This window comes from Sphingobacterium sp. MAE (assembly GCF_056711605.1).
This window is the reverse complement of record NZ_CM160044.1, coordinates 3,715,096-3,736,060: the sequence shown is the minus strand read 5'-3', so window position 1 is coordinate 3,736,060 and position 20,965 is coordinate 3,715,096. Positions and strand designations below refer to the sequence as shown.

19 protein-coding genes are annotated in these 20,965 nt (G+C 36.6%); 7 read left to right on the top strand and 12 right to left on the bottom strand.

Features of this window, described 5'->3' with window-relative positions; genetic code table 11:
• Positions 1-338: 338 nt before the first annotated feature.
• The gene (locus AC06G9_RS16030; protein WP_480956718.1) at positions 339-539 is read right to left on the bottom strand and encodes a hypothetical protein; all 201 of its coding nucleotides are present in this window, start codon (positions 537-539) and stop codon (positions 339-341) included.
• Between the two features lie 161 nt (positions 540-700).
• On the opposite strand from AC06G9_RS16030, the gene AC06G9_RS16025 reads away from it, so the two are divergent.
• A complete protein-coding gene (locus tag AC06G9_RS16025; RefSeq protein WP_480956717.1) occupies positions 701-904 on the top strand; it encodes a hypothetical protein in 204 nt (67 codons plus the stop codon).
• 141 nt (positions 905-1,045) lie between these two features.
• Here the strand turns inward: AC06G9_RS16025 and AC06G9_RS16020 are convergent, their stop codons facing one another.
• From AC06G9_RS16020 to AC06G9_RS15990, 7 genes are all read right to left on the bottom strand, one after another.
• Positions 1,046-2,347: a protein kinase domain-containing protein gene (locus AC06G9_RS16020; RefSeq protein WP_480956716.1), complete on the bottom strand. Its 1,302-nt coding sequence runs from the start codon at positions 2,345-2,347 to the stop codon at positions 1,046-1,048.
• Between the two features lie 2 nt (positions 2,348-2,349).
• Positions 2,350-3,009 carry a metallophosphoesterase family protein gene (locus AC06G9_RS16015; RefSeq protein ID WP_480956715.1) on the bottom strand — a complete coding sequence of 220 codons (660 nt, stop codon included), beginning with the start codon at positions 3,007-3,009 and terminating at the stop codon, positions 2,350-2,352.
• 903 nt (positions 3,010-3,912) lie between these two features.
• On the bottom strand, positions 3,913-4,779 hold the full coding sequence (locus AC06G9_RS16010) for a hypothetical protein (RefSeq protein ID WP_480956714.1): 867 nt from the start codon (positions 4,777-4,779) through the stop codon (positions 3,913-3,915).
• Positions 4,780-4,829: 50 nt separating this feature from the next.
• On the bottom strand, positions 4,830-5,606 hold the full coding sequence (locus AC06G9_RS16005; protein WP_480956713.1) for a hypothetical protein: 777 nt from the start codon (positions 5,604-5,606) through the stop codon (positions 4,830-4,832).
• Positions 5,607-6,191: 585 nt separating this feature from the next.
• Positions 6,192-7,223 (bottom strand): restriction endonuclease, encoded by a 1,032-nt coding sequence (locus tag AC06G9_RS16000; protein WP_480956712.1) that lies wholly within the window; start codon positions 7,221-7,223, stop codon positions 6,192-6,194.
• Positions 7,224-7,268: 45 nt separating this feature from the next.
• Positions 7,269-8,018 (bottom strand): nuclear transport factor 2 family protein, encoded by a 750-nt coding sequence (locus tag AC06G9_RS15995; RefSeq protein ID WP_480956711.1) that lies wholly within the window; start codon positions 8,016-8,018, stop codon positions 7,269-7,271.
• 391 nt (positions 8,019-8,409) lie between these two features.
• Positions 8,410-8,868 carry a hypothetical protein gene (locus AC06G9_RS15990; RefSeq protein ID WP_480956710.1) on the bottom strand — a complete coding sequence of 153 codons (459 nt, stop codon included), beginning with the start codon at positions 8,866-8,868 and terminating at the stop codon, positions 8,410-8,412.
• Between the two features lie 615 nt (positions 8,869-9,483).
• Here AC06G9_RS15990 and AC06G9_RS15985 point away from each other — a divergent pair.
• The 4 genes from AC06G9_RS15985 (at position 9,484) to AC06G9_RS15970 (ending at position 16,328) form a co-directional block, all read left to right on the top strand.
• The gene (locus AC06G9_RS15985) at positions 9,484-10,164 is read left to right on the top strand and encodes a hypothetical protein (RefSeq protein WP_480956709.1); all 681 of its coding nucleotides are present in this window, start codon (positions 9,484-9,486) and stop codon (positions 10,162-10,164) included.
• A 144-nt stretch (positions 10,165-10,308) separates the two neighbouring features.
• Positions 10,309-13,620 (top strand): SusC/RagA family TonB-linked outer membrane protein, encoded by a 3,312-nt coding sequence (locus AC06G9_RS15980; protein ID WP_480956708.1) that lies wholly within the window; start codon positions 10,309-10,311, stop codon positions 13,618-13,620.
• 10 nt (positions 13,621-13,630) lie between these two features.
• Entirely contained in the window at positions 13,631-14,983 is a 1,353-nt protein-coding gene (locus AC06G9_RS15975) for a RagB/SusD family nutrient uptake outer membrane protein (RefSeq protein ID WP_480956707.1), read from the top strand.
• Positions 14,984-15,083: 100 nt separating this feature from the next.
• A complete protein-coding gene (locus tag AC06G9_RS15970; RefSeq protein WP_480956706.1) occupies positions 15,084-16,328 on the top strand; it encodes a TlpA family protein disulfide reductase in 1,245 nt (414 codons plus the stop codon).
• Positions 16,329-16,714: 386 nt separating this feature from the next.
• Here AC06G9_RS15970 and AC06G9_RS15965 read toward each other — a convergent pair whose 3' ends face one another.
• The 4 genes from AC06G9_RS15965 to AC06G9_RS15950 all read right to left on the bottom strand — a co-directional run bounded on the left by AC06G9_RS15965 (position 16,715) and on the right by AC06G9_RS15950 (position 18,889).
• On the bottom strand, positions 16,715-16,939 hold the full coding sequence (locus AC06G9_RS15965; RefSeq protein ID WP_480956705.1) for a hypothetical protein: 225 nt from the start codon (positions 16,937-16,939) through the stop codon (positions 16,715-16,717).
• Between the two features lie 87 nt (positions 16,940-17,026).
• Positions 17,027-17,251, bottom strand: a complete 225-nt coding sequence (locus tag AC06G9_RS15960; RefSeq protein WP_346604921.1) for a hypothetical protein — start codon at positions 17,249-17,251, stop codon at positions 17,027-17,029.
• A gap of 446 nt (positions 17,252-17,697) precedes the next feature.
• A complete protein-coding gene (locus tag AC06G9_RS15955) occupies positions 17,698-18,276 on the bottom strand; it encodes a cyclic nucleotide-binding domain-containing protein (RefSeq protein ID WP_346572225.1) in 579 nt (192 codons plus the stop codon).
• Between the two features lie 223 nt (positions 18,277-18,499).
• Positions 18,500-18,889: a hypothetical protein gene (locus AC06G9_RS15950; RefSeq protein ID WP_480956704.1), complete on the bottom strand. Its 390-nt coding sequence runs from the start codon at positions 18,887-18,889 to the stop codon at positions 18,500-18,502.
• 280 nt (positions 18,890-19,169) lie between these two features.
• On the opposite strand from AC06G9_RS15950, the gene AC06G9_RS15945 reads away from it, so the two are divergent.
• Entirely contained in the window at positions 19,170-20,462 is a 1,293-nt protein-coding gene (locus tag AC06G9_RS15945; RefSeq protein ID WP_480956703.1) for a hypothetical protein, read from the top strand.
• A 178-nt stretch (positions 20,463-20,640) separates the two neighbouring features.
• Positions 20,641-20,955, top strand: coding sequence for a helix-turn-helix domain-containing protein (locus AC06G9_RS15940; protein ID WP_480956702.1), 315 nt, complete (start codon positions 20,641-20,643; stop codon positions 20,953-20,955).
• Positions 20,956-20,965 lie beyond the last annotated feature (10 nt).

The following is a 20,965-nucleotide window of genomic DNA, read 5'->3' as shown; positions in this document are numbered from 1 at the left end:
GACGCACTGCGATGGCAAACGCGTAATCTGAGAAAGGAAGATAGGTGACAAATGCCTTACAGGCAATCAGTTAACCAGTTGATCGGTCGATATAATGGAGTTTCTTTCCAGAAAAGTCAATATACAGTTTGTCGCTAGCGATGTGTTTCATCACGATGCTACCTTTTTCTGGAGACAAGCTGTTGCCTTTAGTGATATGTGAACTATGGATAGCTATAACCGGTGGGGGCGCTCTCAATATACTTTTGCCAGAGCAACTGTTTGGTGATCCCAGTACGCCTAAATTCCTTTTCGTAATAATCTAGACGACTCTTTAGGTATTTAAACTTATCTGTCTTCTATACAGGATTGCCTGAATGAAAAGATTTTTCTAATAAAGTATCCTCTTGTTTAAGAAGTTCTTCGGTATTGAACCCGCCATCGGCCATCTTTTTCAAGTAAGACAGCACTGTATTCTTACTCATTCTAAGAATGTCGACAATCGTTTTTATTCCACTAACGCCCTGATACAATTTAATTAATTGCTTTATCTGACTCATTTATTTTGGTTTTCCAGCCATCAGTGATCCAAAATTGTTTGATCACTAAATAACAAAAACTACTCGCCAAAGGGTCAGCATGCTCCAGTATATCCACCGTAGCCATTTGTCCCAATTAGTTTAAAGACATACAGTCTACGGGCTTTAAGATAGTCCAATCTATGAAACCTTCATATCTCCCTTTTCCTAGAGATCAACGAAATGAAGCATCATCTTCTGCAGATTTTAAATACATTGTCAAAGTGCCACAACAAAATTATCAGACAGCGAGTTACGATATGAGCCAACGACTTTATATCGTACATTTAGAATTAGAGAAATTTCAATTCTCATATGAATTTTTTTCTGCGACAATAGAAGATTAGATTACCAAGAAGAGGGAAAACTTACTTCGTTAAAAGTCTCAAACTAGAACCTACATTCACCTATCCCACTCAACTGAAACTTTAAATTTTCTTGAGTGGGATTTTAAAAAATTAATAGAGTTCCCCCTAATATATAGCTTATTAAAGAATTGATGCAATTAAGGGATGGTAACTTGATATAGTTTGATTTATTCCTGCAACACACCTCCTAAAGTTTTCCTTAGCTCTAATGTTCATGTCAATATCTATCTGTAGTCTAAGTGCAAAATTTTCGTGGATAGCATGATCAGACATTCTAACAACATTGGCCATTACAAACCATCTATTGTGTTTATTAGCTAGTTCGGCTGCCGCTAATGCACATTTTGCTTTCAGATCTATCCCTACTGGTCTACCATATATATCTTGTAAGTGCCGAATAATTACATCACAATAATCAAATGAAAATCTTGTAATTTCGACCCAATAAACATATTCAAGACAAAATTCAATGAATAAATCTTTATCTAATTCATAAAGCCGATTAATAATTTCTCTATTTAGTTCATAGAAAATACTATGTTTATCTGCTTCTTCATCCTTTACATAAAAAACAAGCTCCTGAAATTGTTCCAAGGTAAAAGTCTCAATTTCCCTCAATGATTGAATATAAGTAGCGGATCCTGCAGATGCTGTAGGATTTGTTTGTTTTGCTAATACATATAATAAACGATTTCTTAAAGATTCTACACTACTAAACCTTTGTCGAGGTTCTCTTTTCGTACATTTGTCTATGATTACACCTATATCACCAAAAGCTGTATGATTTGAATATGGCGTTCTTCTAACTGTACCAAAAATGTCATGTAAAATTGCGCCAAAAGCATATATATCAGCTCTAGAATCTACATTTTTAAATTCATTAATTTGCTCGGGAGCAGCATACATTTCAGAGCCGTAACCTAATCCATTTGAAGATGTTATGGAAAGAGATAATATATCCTTATCTTGGGTAATTAATCCCATATCTGACAATTTCCATACACCATTATGAAACAAAATATTCCCTGGCTTCAAATCTCGATGCACGTAACCTAAATTATGAAGACATTCCATCGCATTTAATATATCAGATAAACCATCAGGGCTACGTCCAGCTTGCCTACATTCACGAATTTCATGATTATAGTCATAATCAGCAAGCGGCATAATATACCAAGGAGAAGTGGCGTCTAAATCGTAAGATAGGATTGGCATTACGTATTCATTTGGCAATCGACGTTGAGTTTCAACTTCTCGAATAAAGCGAGACCTAAATTTGCTAATCAATTCAGGCGTTAATCTTGAATCTGGAATAGGACTAAACGTTTTCCTAGCATAATTTCTTCCATCATCACAAATAACCTCATCAATAGTCCCGAAACCTCCACTATTGATGTGTCTTACAACATTTATAATTTCCATAGTTATATAAAGTTAATATTGGCATTGCTAACATCGAAGACCGCTAAGGAGCCAAACCCTTCCTTATCAAGATAGATACCATTATCTACATTTATAAAGGTTGAGGTTTTCAAATCATTTAAAATTTGTGTCTTAGTCGATGGGGTATGCCCATGGACAATAGTCTTCCCCGCAAAAACTGAGTGAGAGTATTTCTCTTCATCTAGATCTCTAATCCACATTAGTGATTGATGATCACTTAAAGGGTCTTTTAAAGAAAAATCCATTCCGGCATGAACAAAAATATATTTTTCATACCTATAATACATAACAGAGCTATCAATAAGTTCGATATATGACTGCGGAATTTCATCGCAAAATCTAATGCGAAAACTTTGAAGGGTTTTATCGCCTCCATTTTTCAACCATATGTACTCCTTATTTGGATCTCTATAAGCATCCAATAACATTTGTTCGTGATTTCCCCGTATATATATAATATCTTCAAAACCACTTTGTTTCAATAGGATAAGTGTGTCTAAAACTCCTTTACTATCTTTTCCTCGGTCAATCAAATCCCCTATTAGGATTAATTTATCTGAACGTTTCAGTCCTACAGATTTGAGTGCTACTCTAAACTTTTTATCATTTCCGTGAATATCACCTACTACAATTACTCTCATGAAAATTTGTTATTATAAACTAATTTAATAGGCTTATAATCCTATTGCATCTAACTTGATTAATACTATAAGACCATAAAGTTTTGTTAATTAAAAGCATACGGATTAACAAAACCTATCAATTAGAGTATATATAATTCTGGTCTAAAGTAATAAAAGACAATGAATTTATATAGTATTAATTGCATGTAAAATGGCATTCCGTTACGGAATCACTAGCATAAAGATATGCCAAACCAAGTTAAAAACGAAATCGGACTGCATCCAAATTCGTTTTTAATGCGTTGCAGTTTGTCACACTTGATGTCTTAGTAATTCCTCCACTTCATAAAAGCATCTAAATCTTTTTAATACATGCTACACACCTATTAAAAATCTTCAAGCTTTTAGAATTTGGCTCGCCTGCTGATCACTCAGGCTCCAATGTTGGCACTATTTTTTAATGGCCTGTGGCTAGGTCCAGCGCTATCAAAAATACCGCCAACAGTTTCCGTATACTTCTTTTATATCGCTGAATCATGCTATCGCATTTCTCTTCAGCGACCTTCGCTCAACTCGCAGGACGGCGAGACAATATCGATCCCAGCGATATAAAAAATTAATAGTAATAGCTGTCGGTTTTTAACCCTTGTATCATAATTACAATAAGAACGGATAATAAACATATCGATCAATCATCAGAACTTTCTGCACTGCGGGATGAGATTTCTGATTTGAAGGATATGATGTCCATTATGCAGGAGATTATCATAAAACAGAACAAGAAGATTAGTGACATTCATAAAGCCTTGTTTAATATGTCTAAAAAATCTAACGAGATTTTAAAAAGTGAAAAAAAAGACTTTGCTAAAAGCTAAAATATTAGCCAAAACTGCAATCAAATTAGCTAGTATAATTAGTCGACTACCCAAAAATTGCCATTTCAAAATCTCTGTCTTCAATCATTTTCTGATTCTCAATCATATAAACTATTAAATCAGATAATATATTAAATGCACCCATTAGTGATTCAGATGCTTCATTGGGTTTTATATTACTTCCATGAACGACCTTTGATCGTAAATTATATTGACGCTTTATCTCTTTGAATTTACTTAATCTTTCTTCTCCTCTTTCATATAACAATGATGAAATATTTAGTGATAATCTAAATGTAATTTCAGATGTAATATCAACAATGCTTTCTATTGCGGACCAAAGTATCGCTATAGCACTTCGAATATCTATGTTGAATCTAAACGAATTCAGAACCTCCAAAGCGTATCTAAATTTATCATACTTTAAGGCCAATTTATTAGCACTTTCAAAATTAACATGGAGCCAACTTATATCATCTTGATTTAATGCCGAAACTTTATTATCCACTGTCAGCATTTTTACATGATAGTCTAGTAACTGAGCTTTAATATTACTGACTATTTCTATATCATTCCAAGATCTATCCAGTAGTGCAATTGAGTTTATTAAACTATGTTTTCGCAATACAAGTAATGTGTTTAATAGCCAAGCGCGATTAATGATATCATAACCGTAGGGAGTGTCATTTTCCGAACTAACAATTTCGAAATTATCTTTCATGTAACAGTATGGCTCAATTAATGCCCATTGTCTGAAGCCTTTTGCACCCAAACCTGCTAATTCAAAGACCGATAATTTATTTATCTTATTCAGCTTAAGATAGGGAAGGATTTCTATTTCATCAGAATCTAATTGAATTCCATTTCCTAAGATAAACCATGTACCTTTTGTTAAGAACGAATTTGTATCCATATCAATTTGCGTGTAATTAGCTAATACTATTTATTATAATCTCTTTATAATTATGAGAATACTTTACCAATGATGAACGATATTATAGATACAATTAAAGCAAATAGCCAATGGTCTTTAATTAATTCATAGATACCTTGTGGGCTGATACCATATCTATCGATTATGTTTGATTTGGTTTTAAGCTTTCCTTCGGCAGTTAATTTTATTATATTTTCAAAAATATTTACTTTGCATAAGGTCGACTGATGAAGTTTAACAAATTCCTTATTTACAAATGCTTTAGCCTCTTCGTTACCATTTAACCAATTTTTTGGAGTAAGACTATTTTGTTTTAAAATTGATAATAAACGAGGGTGATCCGCGTATTTTTCACCATATATGTCAATTAAAATTCGAGCCAAATCGAATTTTGAACTATCAAGCACTTCATATGGCTTTCTTACACCAAGTACATTTGCGCGATATTGCAAAGCCTCAAATCCGAAATTGATATCTCTCATATTCCAATGAATCCAAGAGTAGGGAGCATGAGACTTTGCGAATGTAAAGAAATCATTAAGCATTTGTTTCTCTAGATCGTCATAATTTTTATCTATTTCATTTAAAGAGATACCTTTAATTTCAGCAATCTTATGAATAGAAAAAGACTTTGTTTGAGCTGAATTTAAGTATCTCACAGCTATTGAGGTAATTCTTGGCGTTCTGCCATCAATTATATCATAAAAACTTTCACATGAATAGTGTATAACCAAGAAATGTGAGTTATGTGCATAAAAACTATCTACTAGTTTCTTACTAGCTCTATATCTATCAATCCGTTTCAATACCTAATACTTTTTCAAAAAACCAAATAGATTAATGGCTAAGGCCACATTGTTATAAATTAGTCCACAGATACTTATAACAAAGCAAATATAATTAAAAACCTTTACGATATTAGTTACAGTAGAATTTAACAAATTATAAAGCCTTAGTGATTAAATTGAAAAGTGTACTAATATATCGTTAATATACAGTGAGTTAATATAATATAAGTTTAATATTTATCTGTCAAAACTCTGCCAAAAGTCGTATATTTAATCAAAATTTATATAATATGAAGAAGAGAAAAGTACCTTTAAACGCAAAATAGCAAATTTTTACAGTTGTTCTTTCTTTTGGGGAGAGAGGGAGATTCGGATCCTTTACTAAATAATTTGGGACGATATTAAATGTCGTTCACAAACAGCAATCAACTTTCTCTCTATTCTGGATTTAAATCTTTTTCGATTATAGTTTATACAGATGTTGTATTTGATCGCCACTATATTCTTGGATTTGGGAAGCAGCTGATTTCTTTGGTTTAATAGTGTTATGCTGAGTAATCTTTTAAATTGTATTATAATCCCTGATTGGGAGCATGTTAAATGTTATGTATTACTGTTTAGTAATCCTCGTTCAATCATAATACCAATTTCCGAATATCTATTGATTCTTTGAACATTGGGATTATCAGATGGTAATTTTGGTCCCTCAACGTGAAAATTTACATTACATAAATAAAAGCTTATATATCCATACCCAATAATTTCAATATTAATGAATTCAAAATGAGGCTCTATTTGCTCTAAATATTCCTCAGATTTGAAATGTGGATTAATTATCTCTTCAAATTTAGATGGAGTTAATATAAGATTATGCAATTTCCCTTCTTCAGTAATATGATCTAGTTGGTATAAGTAATTGTCCGGTTCTGCTAACAGGTTTTTTGATTCTGTTCTAAGATATTTATAGGTGAGTTTTCCAACAATTGGATTGAGAAATCGGTCATGCATAAATACGAACACCTTTAGTTTTTTCAAATCAACGTTAACATCTAGACCTTTGATAATATCAGGCCATAAATTTTTATTTAGTACCTCGTGCTTGAATATGTCTTGCATACCACATAAGTCCTTCAAATTATATGATAATATTGGAGGACTGTCTGCTTTAAGTATAGCTGTCTTACCAGTGTTGTTATGCCAAGTAACACCTAGTTCTGCATCAAGTTTTATTTTATGAATTGTCTTTTTAATTCTAATAAAAACTACCGCTTGCCAATTTTTATTTGAAGCTTCGTGAATTGATAAGAGCTCGATACCTACTTTCTTTCCATATTCTTTAGCTTTTTTTGTAAAACCTTTACTACAAATCAGAATACCTTTATTTGCTAGAGTGTCTTCTATTACAGATTTAAATTCATCAACAACCTTAATATCTGCAGGTCTTGAATAATCTTTAGCCTGTACGATAGTTAGATATTTTATACCCATGTTTTGAAACCTAATTGAGACGTCAATTTGCCTTTTAGTATTAGAGTTCTTTCCAAGAATAAAATCATCTTGGATAATTTCAGCGTTAGGTGCCAGTTGCTTATAAAGATCCTCTATTAATAATTCGTATTCTTTTCCCTTTTTCATATAGTTTGCTAAATATGACTGCAAGTATTTTATAATTTAAAAAATCTAACCACTAACATCCACCAACTTCATAATCTTTCCATCATCAGAAAACTCAAATATTGACTTACCTTTAAGGCGTAGTTCCTGACCTTTCTTTAGACCATTTGGAAGATCTTTGGCTAACTTAGCTTCGTAGTCGATTGTAATTTCAGAGATATTGTTGCGGTGTAGGATGGTGGTGATGGTCTGCTTCCGGTTCACAAATAGATTTAACACCGACATAGCCTGTTCTAGAAAGGCATCTTTGCCTTTTAAGGACATCGTTATACTACCATTATGGATATTCTCAAATACAACATCCTCGGCCATATGTAAACACATGTCTTTAGGTTTAAAAGCATTGTATGCATTGACGTAATGGACTATAATAGAAGTTTGAGGATGAGACTTCCAATAATAGATAATACCATCAATAGTTTGCTTCGTTAAAATGCTTTTGGTAGATAGTATTTTGATACATTTTTTTAAGTCACTGATAAAAAATGTAAATTGTGCTTCTGATTTGAGCTTTTTCCAAATATTAATTGAAGGCGTTGGTAAATCGAGGATACCTTCATCGATCCATTTTATTAGAAGATCGAGTAAGTTTTTATTAGTTTTTCTGAATGCTCCTTTTTCATTTTTCTTCTTTGTCCATATAATTCGTGTGCCTTTTCCGTTGCTATCGTAGATAATATGACTAAAACCTTTTTCTTCATCGTTTTCAATTTTTTGACTATAGAAAAAGCTGGATATGACCTTTAGGACAATCATTGGAATATAGGTCCGTGCAGTAACAATTTAATAAATAGGGGAGCAGGTTTACCTGGTCAGATTTGAATTTATTTTTATCGTTTGGATTGGCGATATAGCTAAAGACATAATTGTTTGCTTTTCCAAGTAAGAACGATAATTCTTCATCATCCATGCTAATATCTGCCATTAAATCAATTACGCGGCATATAATATGATAATCCATGTGAGAAATAGTCACAATTGGACCGTCCTTCTTTCGTACTGATTCTCTTTTTACTATTTCAATCAATTTAGGCTACCTTTCAAATTATTAATAAATACAAATCATAACCTCAGTCTGAATGGTGAGCTTATAAATATAATTTCGAATTTAATAAATAAAAATGAGAGCTAAACTTCAGTTCTATAATTACGCTTTATTATTGGCCACAAATTTTTCCCAAACCTCTTTCACGACCTTTCTTTCTTCTACTTTTTCACTTTTTAAATGAAAATGACCATATAAATTCTCTATACTTTCTAAAGCTTTATCTTGTGTATTTCTAGCATAAATTGCTGAGATTACTCTTTTTGCAAAACGTGGATCTTTTAGGGTGTCAACAACTTTATCAACTTTCGCATGCGAATCACTGACGTCCCATTCATCAGAAGGAATAAAGTCATGAATTTTACATTTTAGTTCCTCTGCAATTGCCGCAAAGTCAGCAGAATTGTAATGATCAGTTTTGTCTTTATCTTCTATATGAGATACATAGTTTTTGTTCTTTTTAAGACCAATTGATAAATCATAAGCAGATTTCCCAATCACTAATCTTAAAAATAGAATATAGTTTATGATATATAATGATAGCTTGTTTATCTTTTGCATACTACCATTTTAAGCTTTTACGATAAAAACTTTTCAAATAACATTCAAGGTAAAATTTGCAATAATCGAATATTGTTATTATGTTTGTTATATCGATGTAGCTAAATGCTATGTTTGATAGTATGTTAAAGGCTATTGATGCTGAATCTTACTTTCGAAAACGTAGGAAATTTTCAAAGGGTGTAAGTTCAGGAGATCAAAGCCCATTCTCTATCTTTGTGTTTTCAAAGGAGAGATGGGCATTCTCTTGTTTTCACCTAAGGTTCTTCCTACGACCCTCGAAAGAAAATAAGGTTTGTCCCATCTCTTTTTTGATGAGCTTTCCTTATCATATATTAGATTTATTGCTCAAGCTTTTTTAAACCTTAAAAAAGAGAGTTATGAATAAAAAACAGACCACCAAAAACATCATCAAGCCGGCAGATTAGATTTGTTGCGCAAAGTCACTATGCTGACTATCCATTCAAAATGCAATCACGAAGCCAATTTTTAACCTTGATGTAGATCAATAATTGCATTTTTTCCAGTCTTATTTTTTAACTATTGAAAGTTGAACAGGGGGCTTATTGCCAAATTTTTAGCCCCTGATTGACTTTCAGTATAAACCTTAAAAAAATGCAAAAAACTTGCAGCAGGGATAGCTATGCGCTGTCCCCAGGGAAAGAACTGTCTTCGTTTTTGAACGAAAAACGTGTCTCCTTTATTAAAAAACAAATTATGATCACAGATTTACCCGAATGTTTATTTAAAAAGTTCGATCCAGAATTTAGATATGTAACGACGGTGACGGCATTGAAATATGTCAAAGGTGAGCGACCAGCACAGCGTTATTATTCGCTGTTGATACACCTTTCGGAACCATCGGATTCTTTTAGTCTGGTCGTGCGCAACGAAGCTGTCGATGTTCTGCGAATCTCGCTGATCAATATGAAGATCTATGAGATTTACCTTTTTGCCTTAGCGTTACCAGCCGACTTTCCGAACAATCAGATACTGGTGCTAGGAGAAGACCGTGAACGGTTTATTCCCAATGATGAAAAGGAAAGTATTCCGGGATATTGCTACGAACTGACGGTGCCTGCCAAGACGGAACGCGAAGAATACCAACAACGGATACTGAACGATCTGAATAGGCACTTTAAGCTTGATGTAAGAATCGAGAAGCTAGCTGTCGTAAAAGACAGCCGTAAGGTCGTGAAGATGAACGGCGAGTCTGTTGAACTGATCTGGGCAGAACAGCTCACGATGATTATGAAAGCTAAACGCCGACCAGTAGTCGTACGAAACATGAACTAAAGTTCTTTAAAGCACTTAACGAATATAGTTTCACTGTTTAGAAGCCCAGATGCTGCCGAGGGAAGAGAAAATGACTTTAGGAACAAGTCACCCTCGGTAGTTGAAGGGGACAGCAGGAGCTATATGCATTAAAAAATTATAACAATGAAAATAGATAATAAATATAAAACCAAGGATTGGAGGGATCTCCAAAAGCTCGGTAAATATAAGGGAGAGCTATTGCTACTCAGTAAGCTATTACTGCTCTCCTTATTGATGATCTTTCATATGGTTAGTTTATATGCTCAGACACCCCGCAAGGACAGCGGGGTGAACGGGCAGTATGAATTGTCAGGACGTGTGGTGTCCGCAATGGATGGCAAAGCGCTACAGGGTGTTTCCGTGCGTGTGGATGCCGAATACAAAAAGGTATCGACTAAAGATGATGGTACATTTCGGATGACTGTAGCGGCTAAAAAAGGAAAAATAAAGTTTACCCATATCGGGTATAAAACTGCTGAAGTAGACTATGCTGTAGGCATAGTACTTAATGTGGCAATGGTTCCATCAGATAATCAGCTTGACGAAGTACAGGTGGTGAGTACGGGATATCAGAGTATCCCTAAAGAACGGTCGGCAGGTAGTTTTGAATTTGTGGATAACAGATTACTAAATCGTAAAGTATCACTTGATTTTATCAGCCGTCTGGAGGATGTGGTACCGAGCATTTCTTCCACGAAAACATACGACGAGAATAGGGGTGTTTTCCCTAATTTCAATGTGCGTGGACAGAGCTCGATCCGCTCCAATGTCTGGCCATTGATCGTTGTGGACGGATTTCCATATCATGGCAATTTTAATAATATCAACCCCAATGATATCGAAAATATATCGATCTTAAAAGATGCTTCGGCTTCTTCGATCTGGGGAGCGCAGTCCGGTAATGGTGTAGTGGTTATCACCACCAAGAAAGGCAAGCTAAATGAAAGCCTTAAAGTTTCGTTTAATGGAAACCTGACTTTTGAAAACAAACCCAATCTGTATTACTTTCCGCAGATGAATACATCGGATTATATTGATGTTGAAATGTCTCTGTATGAAAAAGGATATTACAATAGCCGTATGTCTGATATCACTTATGCAGTAACGCCGGTGGTGCAGTTGCTAAAAGATAACCGGGATGGTAAAATCTCGGAACAGCAGCTGAATAGCAGCATCGATAGACTTCGTGGTATCGACATGCGGGATGATTTTCTGAAATATATCTATCGAAAAGCAGTCAAACAGCAGTACAATGTACAGCTGTCGGCAGGATCTGCAAAACTCTCAAATATCTTTTCCATAGGCTATGATAAGCAGCTGAAAGATGTGGTCACATCGTCGGCAGACCGGTTTACATTTAGAAGTCAATCTAATTTTAAACCTACACAACGCTTAGAATTCAATCTCAGTACCCAGTTCTCCAGCTATAATACCCAAGAATCATACGATCCTGTCTTATACAACCAACTAGGAAAAGGTTCTGGAAATTTCCCTTATATGGAACTGGCCGATGAATTTGGCAATCCTTTGATCGTGGAAGCAACTGCTATGAATCGCGAATTTCGGGATACCGTGGCACAGGGGCGCTTACTGGACTGGAGTTATAGACCATTGGCCGAACTATACGAATCGTCTACAAAAACGGATAATCGGGAGACTATGCTTGGTCTGCAGACCAAATATACGGTAATGAAAGGTTTGAATCTATCTCTTCTATACAATTTTAGAGCTGCCGACGGTAAGACTAGTGAGCTGCATCAGCAGGGGGGTATAGAAGAAAGATCCAATATCAATTATTTTGCCGTCTGGGATGAGCATACCGTGAAATGGAACTATCCGCTAGGAGGGCGATTGCTTGTTTTTAATCAACGAAATAATGCGCATCAGGGTCGTTTCCAGATCGACTATCAAGGTACATGGGGCATAGATCATAGTCTCAACCTACTGGCAGGTACGGAGATCAGACAGCAGAAGGAACTACTGTATACCTCGCAATTTTTTGGTTATGATCCAAAAACGCATGCTTTTCAATCCGTAGATCTGGTTAATGATCTGCCTTACCTCAATGGCCGTTTTGGAGTACGTAGAATCTCCGACTACAGCAAGTTTGCGGAGATTACCAATCGCTTTACATCTTTTTTTGCCAATGCAGGGTATACCTATAAAAAGAGATACATCATCAATGCCAGTGCTCGTAAAGATGCTTCCAATCTTTTTGGTGTGAATACCAATGATAAGGGACAGCCATTTTGGTCTATGGGAGGTGCATGGATCGCATCGGAAGAGGGATTTATGAAAGACGGTCCCTTTGAATACTTGAAATTCAGGGCTACTTACGGTAAAAATGGTAATGTCAACAATACCACTTCTGCCTATGCCATCATGCAAAAATCCAATCAAACAAATTTCCTAACCGGACTCCCTTATGCCAGCATGCGAAGTCCTGAAAATCCTTATCTCAGATGGGAATCTGTCGGCATGTTCAATGTTGGTATGGATTTTCGCACAAAAGGAGGCAGGTTTGGTGGAGCGGTAGAATACTATATCAAAACACCAAAGGATCTGATCCTAGAAGCACAGGTAGATCCGACAACCGGATTTGGCGTGCTGTTACAGAACAGTGCAGATCTGAAGGGAAAGGGAGTGGATATTTCCTTGAATTCAAAAAATATACAGAGCACCAACTTTGAATGGAATACCGATCTGGTATTTGCCTATAGCCGAACAAAAGTGACGAAGTCCTATCTTGATGCCCCATTTGGTAAGGTTTATCGCACAGGTGCATATTCCGCCCGCAATACACCTATCGTTGGTTCAGATTTGACAGGTGTGGTGACCTATAAGTGGGCAGGACTTGATCCTCTGACTGGAAAACCGAGGGGGTATATGGATGGTGAACTGTCAACAGATTACACGAATATTGTGAACAGTACCCCGTTGACAGACATGGATATAGCAGGTTCTGCTTTACCGCTTTACTTCGGTTCGCTACGCAATACGTTTCGTTATAAAAATATAGACTTTTCATTTAATATCAGTTATCAATTGGGGCATAAGTTTGTCCGTAAATCTATTCATTACTCCAATCTGGTGACAGGTGGAGTAGGACACAGTGACTATGCACTGCGCTGGCAGAATCCGGGGGATGAATTGAAAACCGATGTGCCGGTCTTTACCTATCCGGCCAATAAGAACGAGTCTGATTTTTACAATTATTCGTCAGCACTGGTAGAGCCTGCAGGGCAGATCAAATTGCGCGATATACAGGTTGGATATAGTCTTAAGAACAGATACTTGAAAGATTTGAGGATCTATGCCTATGCCGCCAATATTATGACCCTATGGCGTGAAAATAAGTGGGGATTGGATCCTGAATTTGGAAATAATCCGCCCGATCCTTTTGCAGGTTCCCTAGGTGTCAGTTTTAACTTTTAGATCGATTGTTATGAAATATTATATTATTTTTTTGTTGTCCATAGGTCTGACCTCTTGTACTAAGTTTTTGGAACTCAAGCCTGACCAAAATATGGAGATTCCAAGTACGCTCGCGGATTGCGAATTGCTTTTGAATGATTTTACCGCGATGAATATGTCTTACCCTGTTATGACCACGCTAATGGGGGAAGAATTCTATATGCATACCGAAGATTGGCAGACCATAGTCGATATGGATGAACGAATGGGCTATATCTGGACTGACGAACCTGTGGTCGGAAGTTTAAACTGGCAGGGACCTTATAAAACCATATATGTGTCCAATCAGATCTTGGCCATATACAATAAGCTCTCTCAGCAGGATAAGTCTTCGGAGCAAGGCAAGCAGATTCTGGGCAATGCACATTTCTTTAGAGCATTTGCCTATCAGCAGCTTCTGGAGCTCTATACGCTTCCGTATGAGCCTGCTACGGCATCGAACGAAATGGGTTTGCCACTGAAAGTTACACCTGATGTCGTTCCTGCAGAAGGTAGAGCAAGTCTAGCGGCTACTTATGATCAGGTGGTACAGGATTATAAACAGGCGATCAGTCTGTTAAAACCAACATCGATAGCTAAAAGTAGACCTACGAAAGGATCGGCGCAGGCAGGATTGAGCCGTTTATATCTGGATATGCGCGATTATGAAAAAGCTTATCTCTATGCGGATTCTGCATGGACGCTGCAACCGACATTGATCGACTACAATACCCTCGATCTGTACGATGAAATGGCTATCCCTAAAAATAATCAAGAGATCTATTTTACAGCATTGACCGGTAATTCCGGATCGATAGGTCCATTCTACAATCGGATAAATCCTGATCTGATCGATCTCTACGAATCCAATGATCTGCGGATGTCCATCTACTTTCAAAACAATTACTTTGATCCCGGTACCTATGGCTACAAAACCAATTATGATCAAAGCTATATCGGTACTTTCATCGGGCTGACGACCAGTGAAATGCTGCTGATCCGGTCAGAAGCAGCGGCACGTACCGGTAAATCGGCGATCGCATTATCAGACATTAACTTTCTTCGCAAGCATCGATTTGCTCCAGAGGATTATCAAGAAGTACAATGGGGAAATGACATTTTAGTAGAGGAGATTTTAAAAGAAAGAAGAAGAGAACTGGTGTTTCGGGGGAGACGTTGGGCAGATGTCAAGCGGCTCAATCAGGATACTGAAACTCAGCGTACATTGACGCGAACTATTGATGGACAGTCTTATCAACTGGTACCCGGCAGTTCAAAATTTGCGGCCCTGATCCCGCTGATCGTGACACAATTGAATCCTACGATCCAACAAAATAGAAGATAATACAAAGGAGTCTCCAAGTCTAGATTGGGTGCCATAGGTATCCACTAGACTTGAAGATTTCAATATTAAAAAATTAATAATATTACAGATGAAAAGCTACATGATTATCATATACATATTACTCGGCATCATGCCCTTATATGCTCAACAAAACAAAAAAGTGGACCTGTCCAAACGACTGACCATAGGATCGACAGTTCCTGATATGCCTGTTATGGATATATTAAATTTTCCATCCAGTAGCATAGATCTGGACGATTATAAGGATAAGGTTTTGATCCTTGATTTTTGGGATACCTACTGCAGTACCTGTATTGAGTTGATGCCCCATGTCAAAGAAGTACAGAAAACAGTAGGGGACAAAGCGCAGATTATTACGGTGACCTGGCAGTCTAAGGAAGTCATTGATCAATTTTTTAAAGGTAATAAATACCTAAAGGAGCATCAGGCCTATTTACCTACAATCATTGCAGATTCTTTGCTCAAAAGTTATTTTCCTCATCAAGGGGTACCACATACGGTCTTTATTTATAAAGGTAAGGTCAAAGCCATCACGTATTTTGATTATATCAAACCGGAGTATATTGAAAAACTGATTGCTGAAGACAGATTGGATATTCCGGTAAAAGATGACTTTAATACCAAGAGTGTGATACCTGATCAGGAAAACTCAAATTTAAAAGGAAAAGTATTGATCACCGGTTATCAGGATGGTTTGGAGTTTAAAGGTGGCCTGCCGATTGAGAAAGATTCGGTAACAGGTATGTTTGTGACCAGTATGATCAATACCGGAATTTTGGATGCATTCACACGGTTACATGCTATGATCAGTCCCAAGTACTTCCTTTGGATTCCCGGAAGGATGGAGTGGTATGTAAAAGATCAGAATGACTATCAATATAAACCGAATTCTATAGGTCCAAGAATATGGGACACTAAAAATGCGATCTGCTATCAGCGTTTTAGTCAGGATACCGTTTCCAAGAAGGAGATGGCTAAATTGGTGATGCAAGATTTGGTTTCATTTTTAGACGTTAGCGTAACGATCGAGAAAAAGGAAAAAGAAGTTATCGTGATCAGGAAAACGACGAAATCTCGAGCAGGTATTGAAAAACCGGAAGGTGACCGTCGGGTTGAAGGAATGGAGAATCTTGCCTTTCTAATGGATTACAGTAAATTGTATCCACCCACATTGGATGAATCTGGATTTACCGAAATCATCGATGTCCCTGATTTTTCTTCATTAGAGAAACTCAACCGGCAAATACTGTATTATGGTTTGGAAGCTGTATTGGCAAAGAGGGTTATTGATGTGATGGTAATAAGAGAATTAAACAAAAAATAAAGATGTTCACTTGATCTCAAGAGTTTAGATAGGAGAGTATTCATAAAAGGCGTCTACGGACGCCTTTTATGTTCTTCTGGGTGTCATTTAAGGATTAGTCCTAAATGTACCTTTGTTATTTTTTTCTCTTCTTCATATTGTAATCCTTTCGTTTGTTACTGTTATAATCATGGATTATTATTTGAGTGTGAACTTTTTTTTTCGATCGCACAGACTTGATTAAGACTGTATATTGTGGTGTATCATTGTCATTTGTATCTCTCGGATAACTTTCCGGAACCAAATCAAACCAGGCCATAATTATTTGTTTTAAGATTATTAAAATTAAATTTTGTTAAGAAAGGGCACCTTTGGAGCACCATTTACCGTAAGACTTGTGGCCTTATTTACGGGTTTGTTCTCAATTGAACATTTGTGGAACTATTTCTATAATGTAACGCAAGAAGCATTTCATCCTTAAGTGCTGGTGTTATTATGGGCTTATTGCTCGCGTCAGCACTAGTTTGAATGGCGCAGATATGATTAGGTCCAGAGCATGATGGACCGCCAATAACATTATAATCATTTCTTTCTAGTGGATCTCCACTAGCAATTAATTGGAACCATGGCATAGTTGTTTTTTTAAGATCATTAAAATTAAACTTTGTTAAAAAAGGGCGCCTTTGGAGCGCCCTCTACCATAAGGCTTGTGACCTTATTTACGGATTTGTTCTCAATTGAACATTTGTACTACTGGAGTTTGTGTTTAACGCAGTAATCATTTCATTTCTCAGTGGAGTTGTAATGATCGGTTTATTACTTGCGTCAGGACTTGTCTGAATAGCACAAATATGATTCGGACCCGAACATGAAGGTCCACCTACAGCATTATAATCGTTAGGATCTGTAGCATCCCCATTTGCAACTAATTGGAACCAGGCCATAATAGATGATTTTAATTGTAAAAAAAATGTTTATATTACTTATGTTTATTATCGAACATCCTATGTTTTCATTGATGGCCACATAAAAGCTTCCATACGTCGGAGGCTTTTATTATTAAAGTGGACTTTATTTCCTGCCCCGGCCACCGGGGAATGTCGCAAATTTGCGTCGGTATACTTTGATACCTAAGTTGTTTATACTTATGTTTTTCATAGTCGTAGTTTATTTGTGTATCTATTAAACATGATCTTATTTAAGATGCTTACTGTAAAATTAGATCCCTTCTTCTTCAGCTTCGTATAGCAATGCTATAGATTGCATTTTTTTCGTATTTGTCAGACTATATTGCTCTTGATCTTCGACAGCTCCTATTATTTTTTTGATACTTGCTTTTCGCAAAAATATAATCCTTCGGTACGCTCTGATAATAGCAATGCGATATACTTTAGCTCTTTCCAAGATGATAGCGTAAAGATTTATAATAATCACGATCACAGGAAATGTTTAAAAAGGAACGACGTTCTTTGATGGTAAGTAAAGGCATAATATGAGGCATCTTGATAGAAAGCTCATGTACCCGATGTAAGGGTGGGAGCTTCAGAATATGTACAATATCCTGCAGTCTATTGACCCTATGCTGCTTCAGAATATGGAATATCGTACTCAGCTCAGGGTACTGTTTGAGTGCGTGTTTGAAATGGCTGTTGCTGATCTCATATAATATAGTGGGTTGCAAAAATTTGATAGCGACGGATGTTGCCCGATCACTATAGGGGTGATTGCTACCCGTAAAATATTCGTTCTTCCCATTGATCCGTTCGATGCGAATGAATGTGTCTGCTTCGAGCACTTCTTTGGCGACTACACCATCAATTATAAAGCACCAGGTCGACATCGGAATACCAGCGATCTTGTAGTAACTTCCTTTTTTATAAAAATGGAGCTTTCCATGTTCTTTGATATAAGTTTTTGCTGATGCGCTGAGCTGATGGTATTTACTGAAAAAATCTTGCATTCTTTCCATAATTTAAGATCGTATGTTTAGCAAGTTGGAGTAATCAGCTCGATCTCTATAGACAGCTGTTTTATTTAAGCTAAATTTTGGAGTGGTTCTTTTCATTGAGTTTTATTTAGGTTTATAAAAGACTCGAGGTTTACTTAGAGGTTATATATAGGAGTATTTGAAATACACAAGGGGCTGGGGATCTCGCTGCCAGCCCTCAAGGAGATTTGTGGATTTTAATGGATCAACTGTAGTGGATGCGGATCATTAATGGCGTCACGATCCTATTTGCTGAAGAGGTTTCTAATGGGGTTTCCCACTTATCCATTCCATGCACAACGATACTTTTCTTGTCGGGCACTTCGTCATCCTCTTTGTCGTCTTTACTAAAAACGACCATGACGCCCGCAGCATAACTGTTGGCGATGGCGTAAGCTAACTCTTGCTTAAAGATGAGATCCATGGATTGCAGCTGAACGAGTTGATTGGTCGTGAAGCTAAAAAACTTATTGACCCAGCTATCAAAATCGTTTCGGATTTCGGTCAGTTCAATCTCTAATAGTTCAGGTGACCGCCCAAGGACAATGGCTTGCATACTATTGACACCCTCTTGGTCAAAGTTTAACGTGTTCATGATTTACTGTTTATTGGTGAATTCCAAATTTGGCAAATCTATCTTTTTGAGAAAAGAGATGGTGGCCATTAATAGGCTAAGGCATAATAAGAAGAGTCGTTAAACTGATTTTTCTAGTTTAAGGGTATCTAGAAAGTACCTTTAAACTTTAAAAGTACCGGCAAAATACCTCTTTAAAGCTTGTTTTTTGAGTTTTTAGACCAATCTGCAGTTTTGTTTTATAATGAAATATTGTTAATTTGCATTTTAACCTAATTAATTATTACTTTTTTATATACGAATGATCCACCTATTTGAAAATCGCTTTTTAAATATAAATGCCTTATCTGGACATTTTAGGGCATATTATTTTTATTATCTGATGTTTGTTTTGTTACCCTTACTGTATAATAAGATTACCTATAATTATACCTGGACAGACTTATCGGTTTTCTCTTATAGATTTGCATCTCTTTTTTTGCTTACGATGTTTGTGGTTGTTTTTATAACGGCTATTTCGCTTGTTATCCAGCTGCTGTTCACTTATGACCATGATAAACAAAATATCCTCTGGAAGAAAAGAAGTGCTCGGATTTTGTTTTATGTGCTGCCAACAGGACTTGGGCTATGCATTTTGATCGTATTTAAATATATGTGGTATGATGGGGAGCAGATGTACGCGATCTTGTGGGAGCATGCTAAATCCCGGTTTTTGTTGTATCTGGTGATGATGATCGCTTTCTCGATCTGGTTGGACACAGATCCAAAGCGCAATTTGTTTATTACTTATTTTCAGCATGAATACCCTGCAACAGCAGGTGAAGAGCAAAAAACTTATGCTGTTGACGTTATTGATCGTCCCATCGAGGAACAGCGGGATGCTCAGCTGGATACTGTTATTGAAAAATTTTCTCAAGTGGTCGAAGATAAGCTGACATCTGTACTGGACCATAAGTGGGAAGATCGAAATGAAGAACAAATGAGCCTGGTCAAGAAGGCACTAATCGAGTTTGTAACTGATCATCAAGTGCAGCAAGATAAAGATGAGCAGATAGTAAGTCATCTTCCGCTGAAAGACATCGTTAAGGAGGCGATCGAGGAATGGCAAAGTGAGCGCGATGATCTGCCTGATGAGGTATTGCTCGAAAATCTGTACGCCAGTTTGTATGCAAAGAGTCCGACCAAACTTATGCCCTCTTTTAATGAGCTGGGAGCTGTGGTATTATTCCATATTTTTGCTATTGAGTCGCACACAAAGCATGCTGTTGTGATCTTGACTGATGGAACCCGGATTGACTCGCCTAAAATTTTAGAGACATTGAAAAATCTTGGTCTCTTAATCTGGTTGGTGAAAGTTAATAAAGATCATTATATCAATATGATGCATGTCTGTTTTATGGATTATAAAAATGGCCAATTTGTCAAGATTCAGAGCCAGACGATGCAAGCATTAAGTACAAACCTAACGAAGAGTGAAGTATTAAAGATGTGTACTTTAGGAAGTAAAGTGAAGAATAAATATATAGAGGAGTTTTTGAAATCGAGATTTGAACTGCGTTATAGAGGTTGGAATACCTGTGTACCGTTGAATTAAAGTCCTATATTTCCAATTATAAACTAGACCGATTGAGCTGATCAATAGGCCTTCATGGTGCTATATCAGTCAGGATCTCGGCGGTAGGTCGCCCTTATCTTACCTACATATGTTTTTTTATCAAAACACGGCTTCCACTCAGGAGTCAGGCCACTGCTTTGGATCCAATGCAACCTCTATGGCTCAAGCAGTATCCTATCATTTTACAACACAATCCACCTCATCAGACTCCGATCTGCATACCAAAGTGGATCGGATGCTCAGGCTGCTTGAAGGACGGCAGCAGGACGAAGGGAGCAAGCTCGTCGGCACCATGAGCACGCAGGAGGCTGCGGATTTTGTTGCCATTTCCAAACGCACTTTTGAACGTAAAGTACGGCAGGGCATGATCAGTCCGATCGCTAAGCATAAGAAGAAGAATCAATTTTCAAAGCAGGCTGTCCTCGAGTTTTTTATCGCTTATCGGGGCTATCAGCCCGCGCAATTGCCTTAGGCAGATCAAG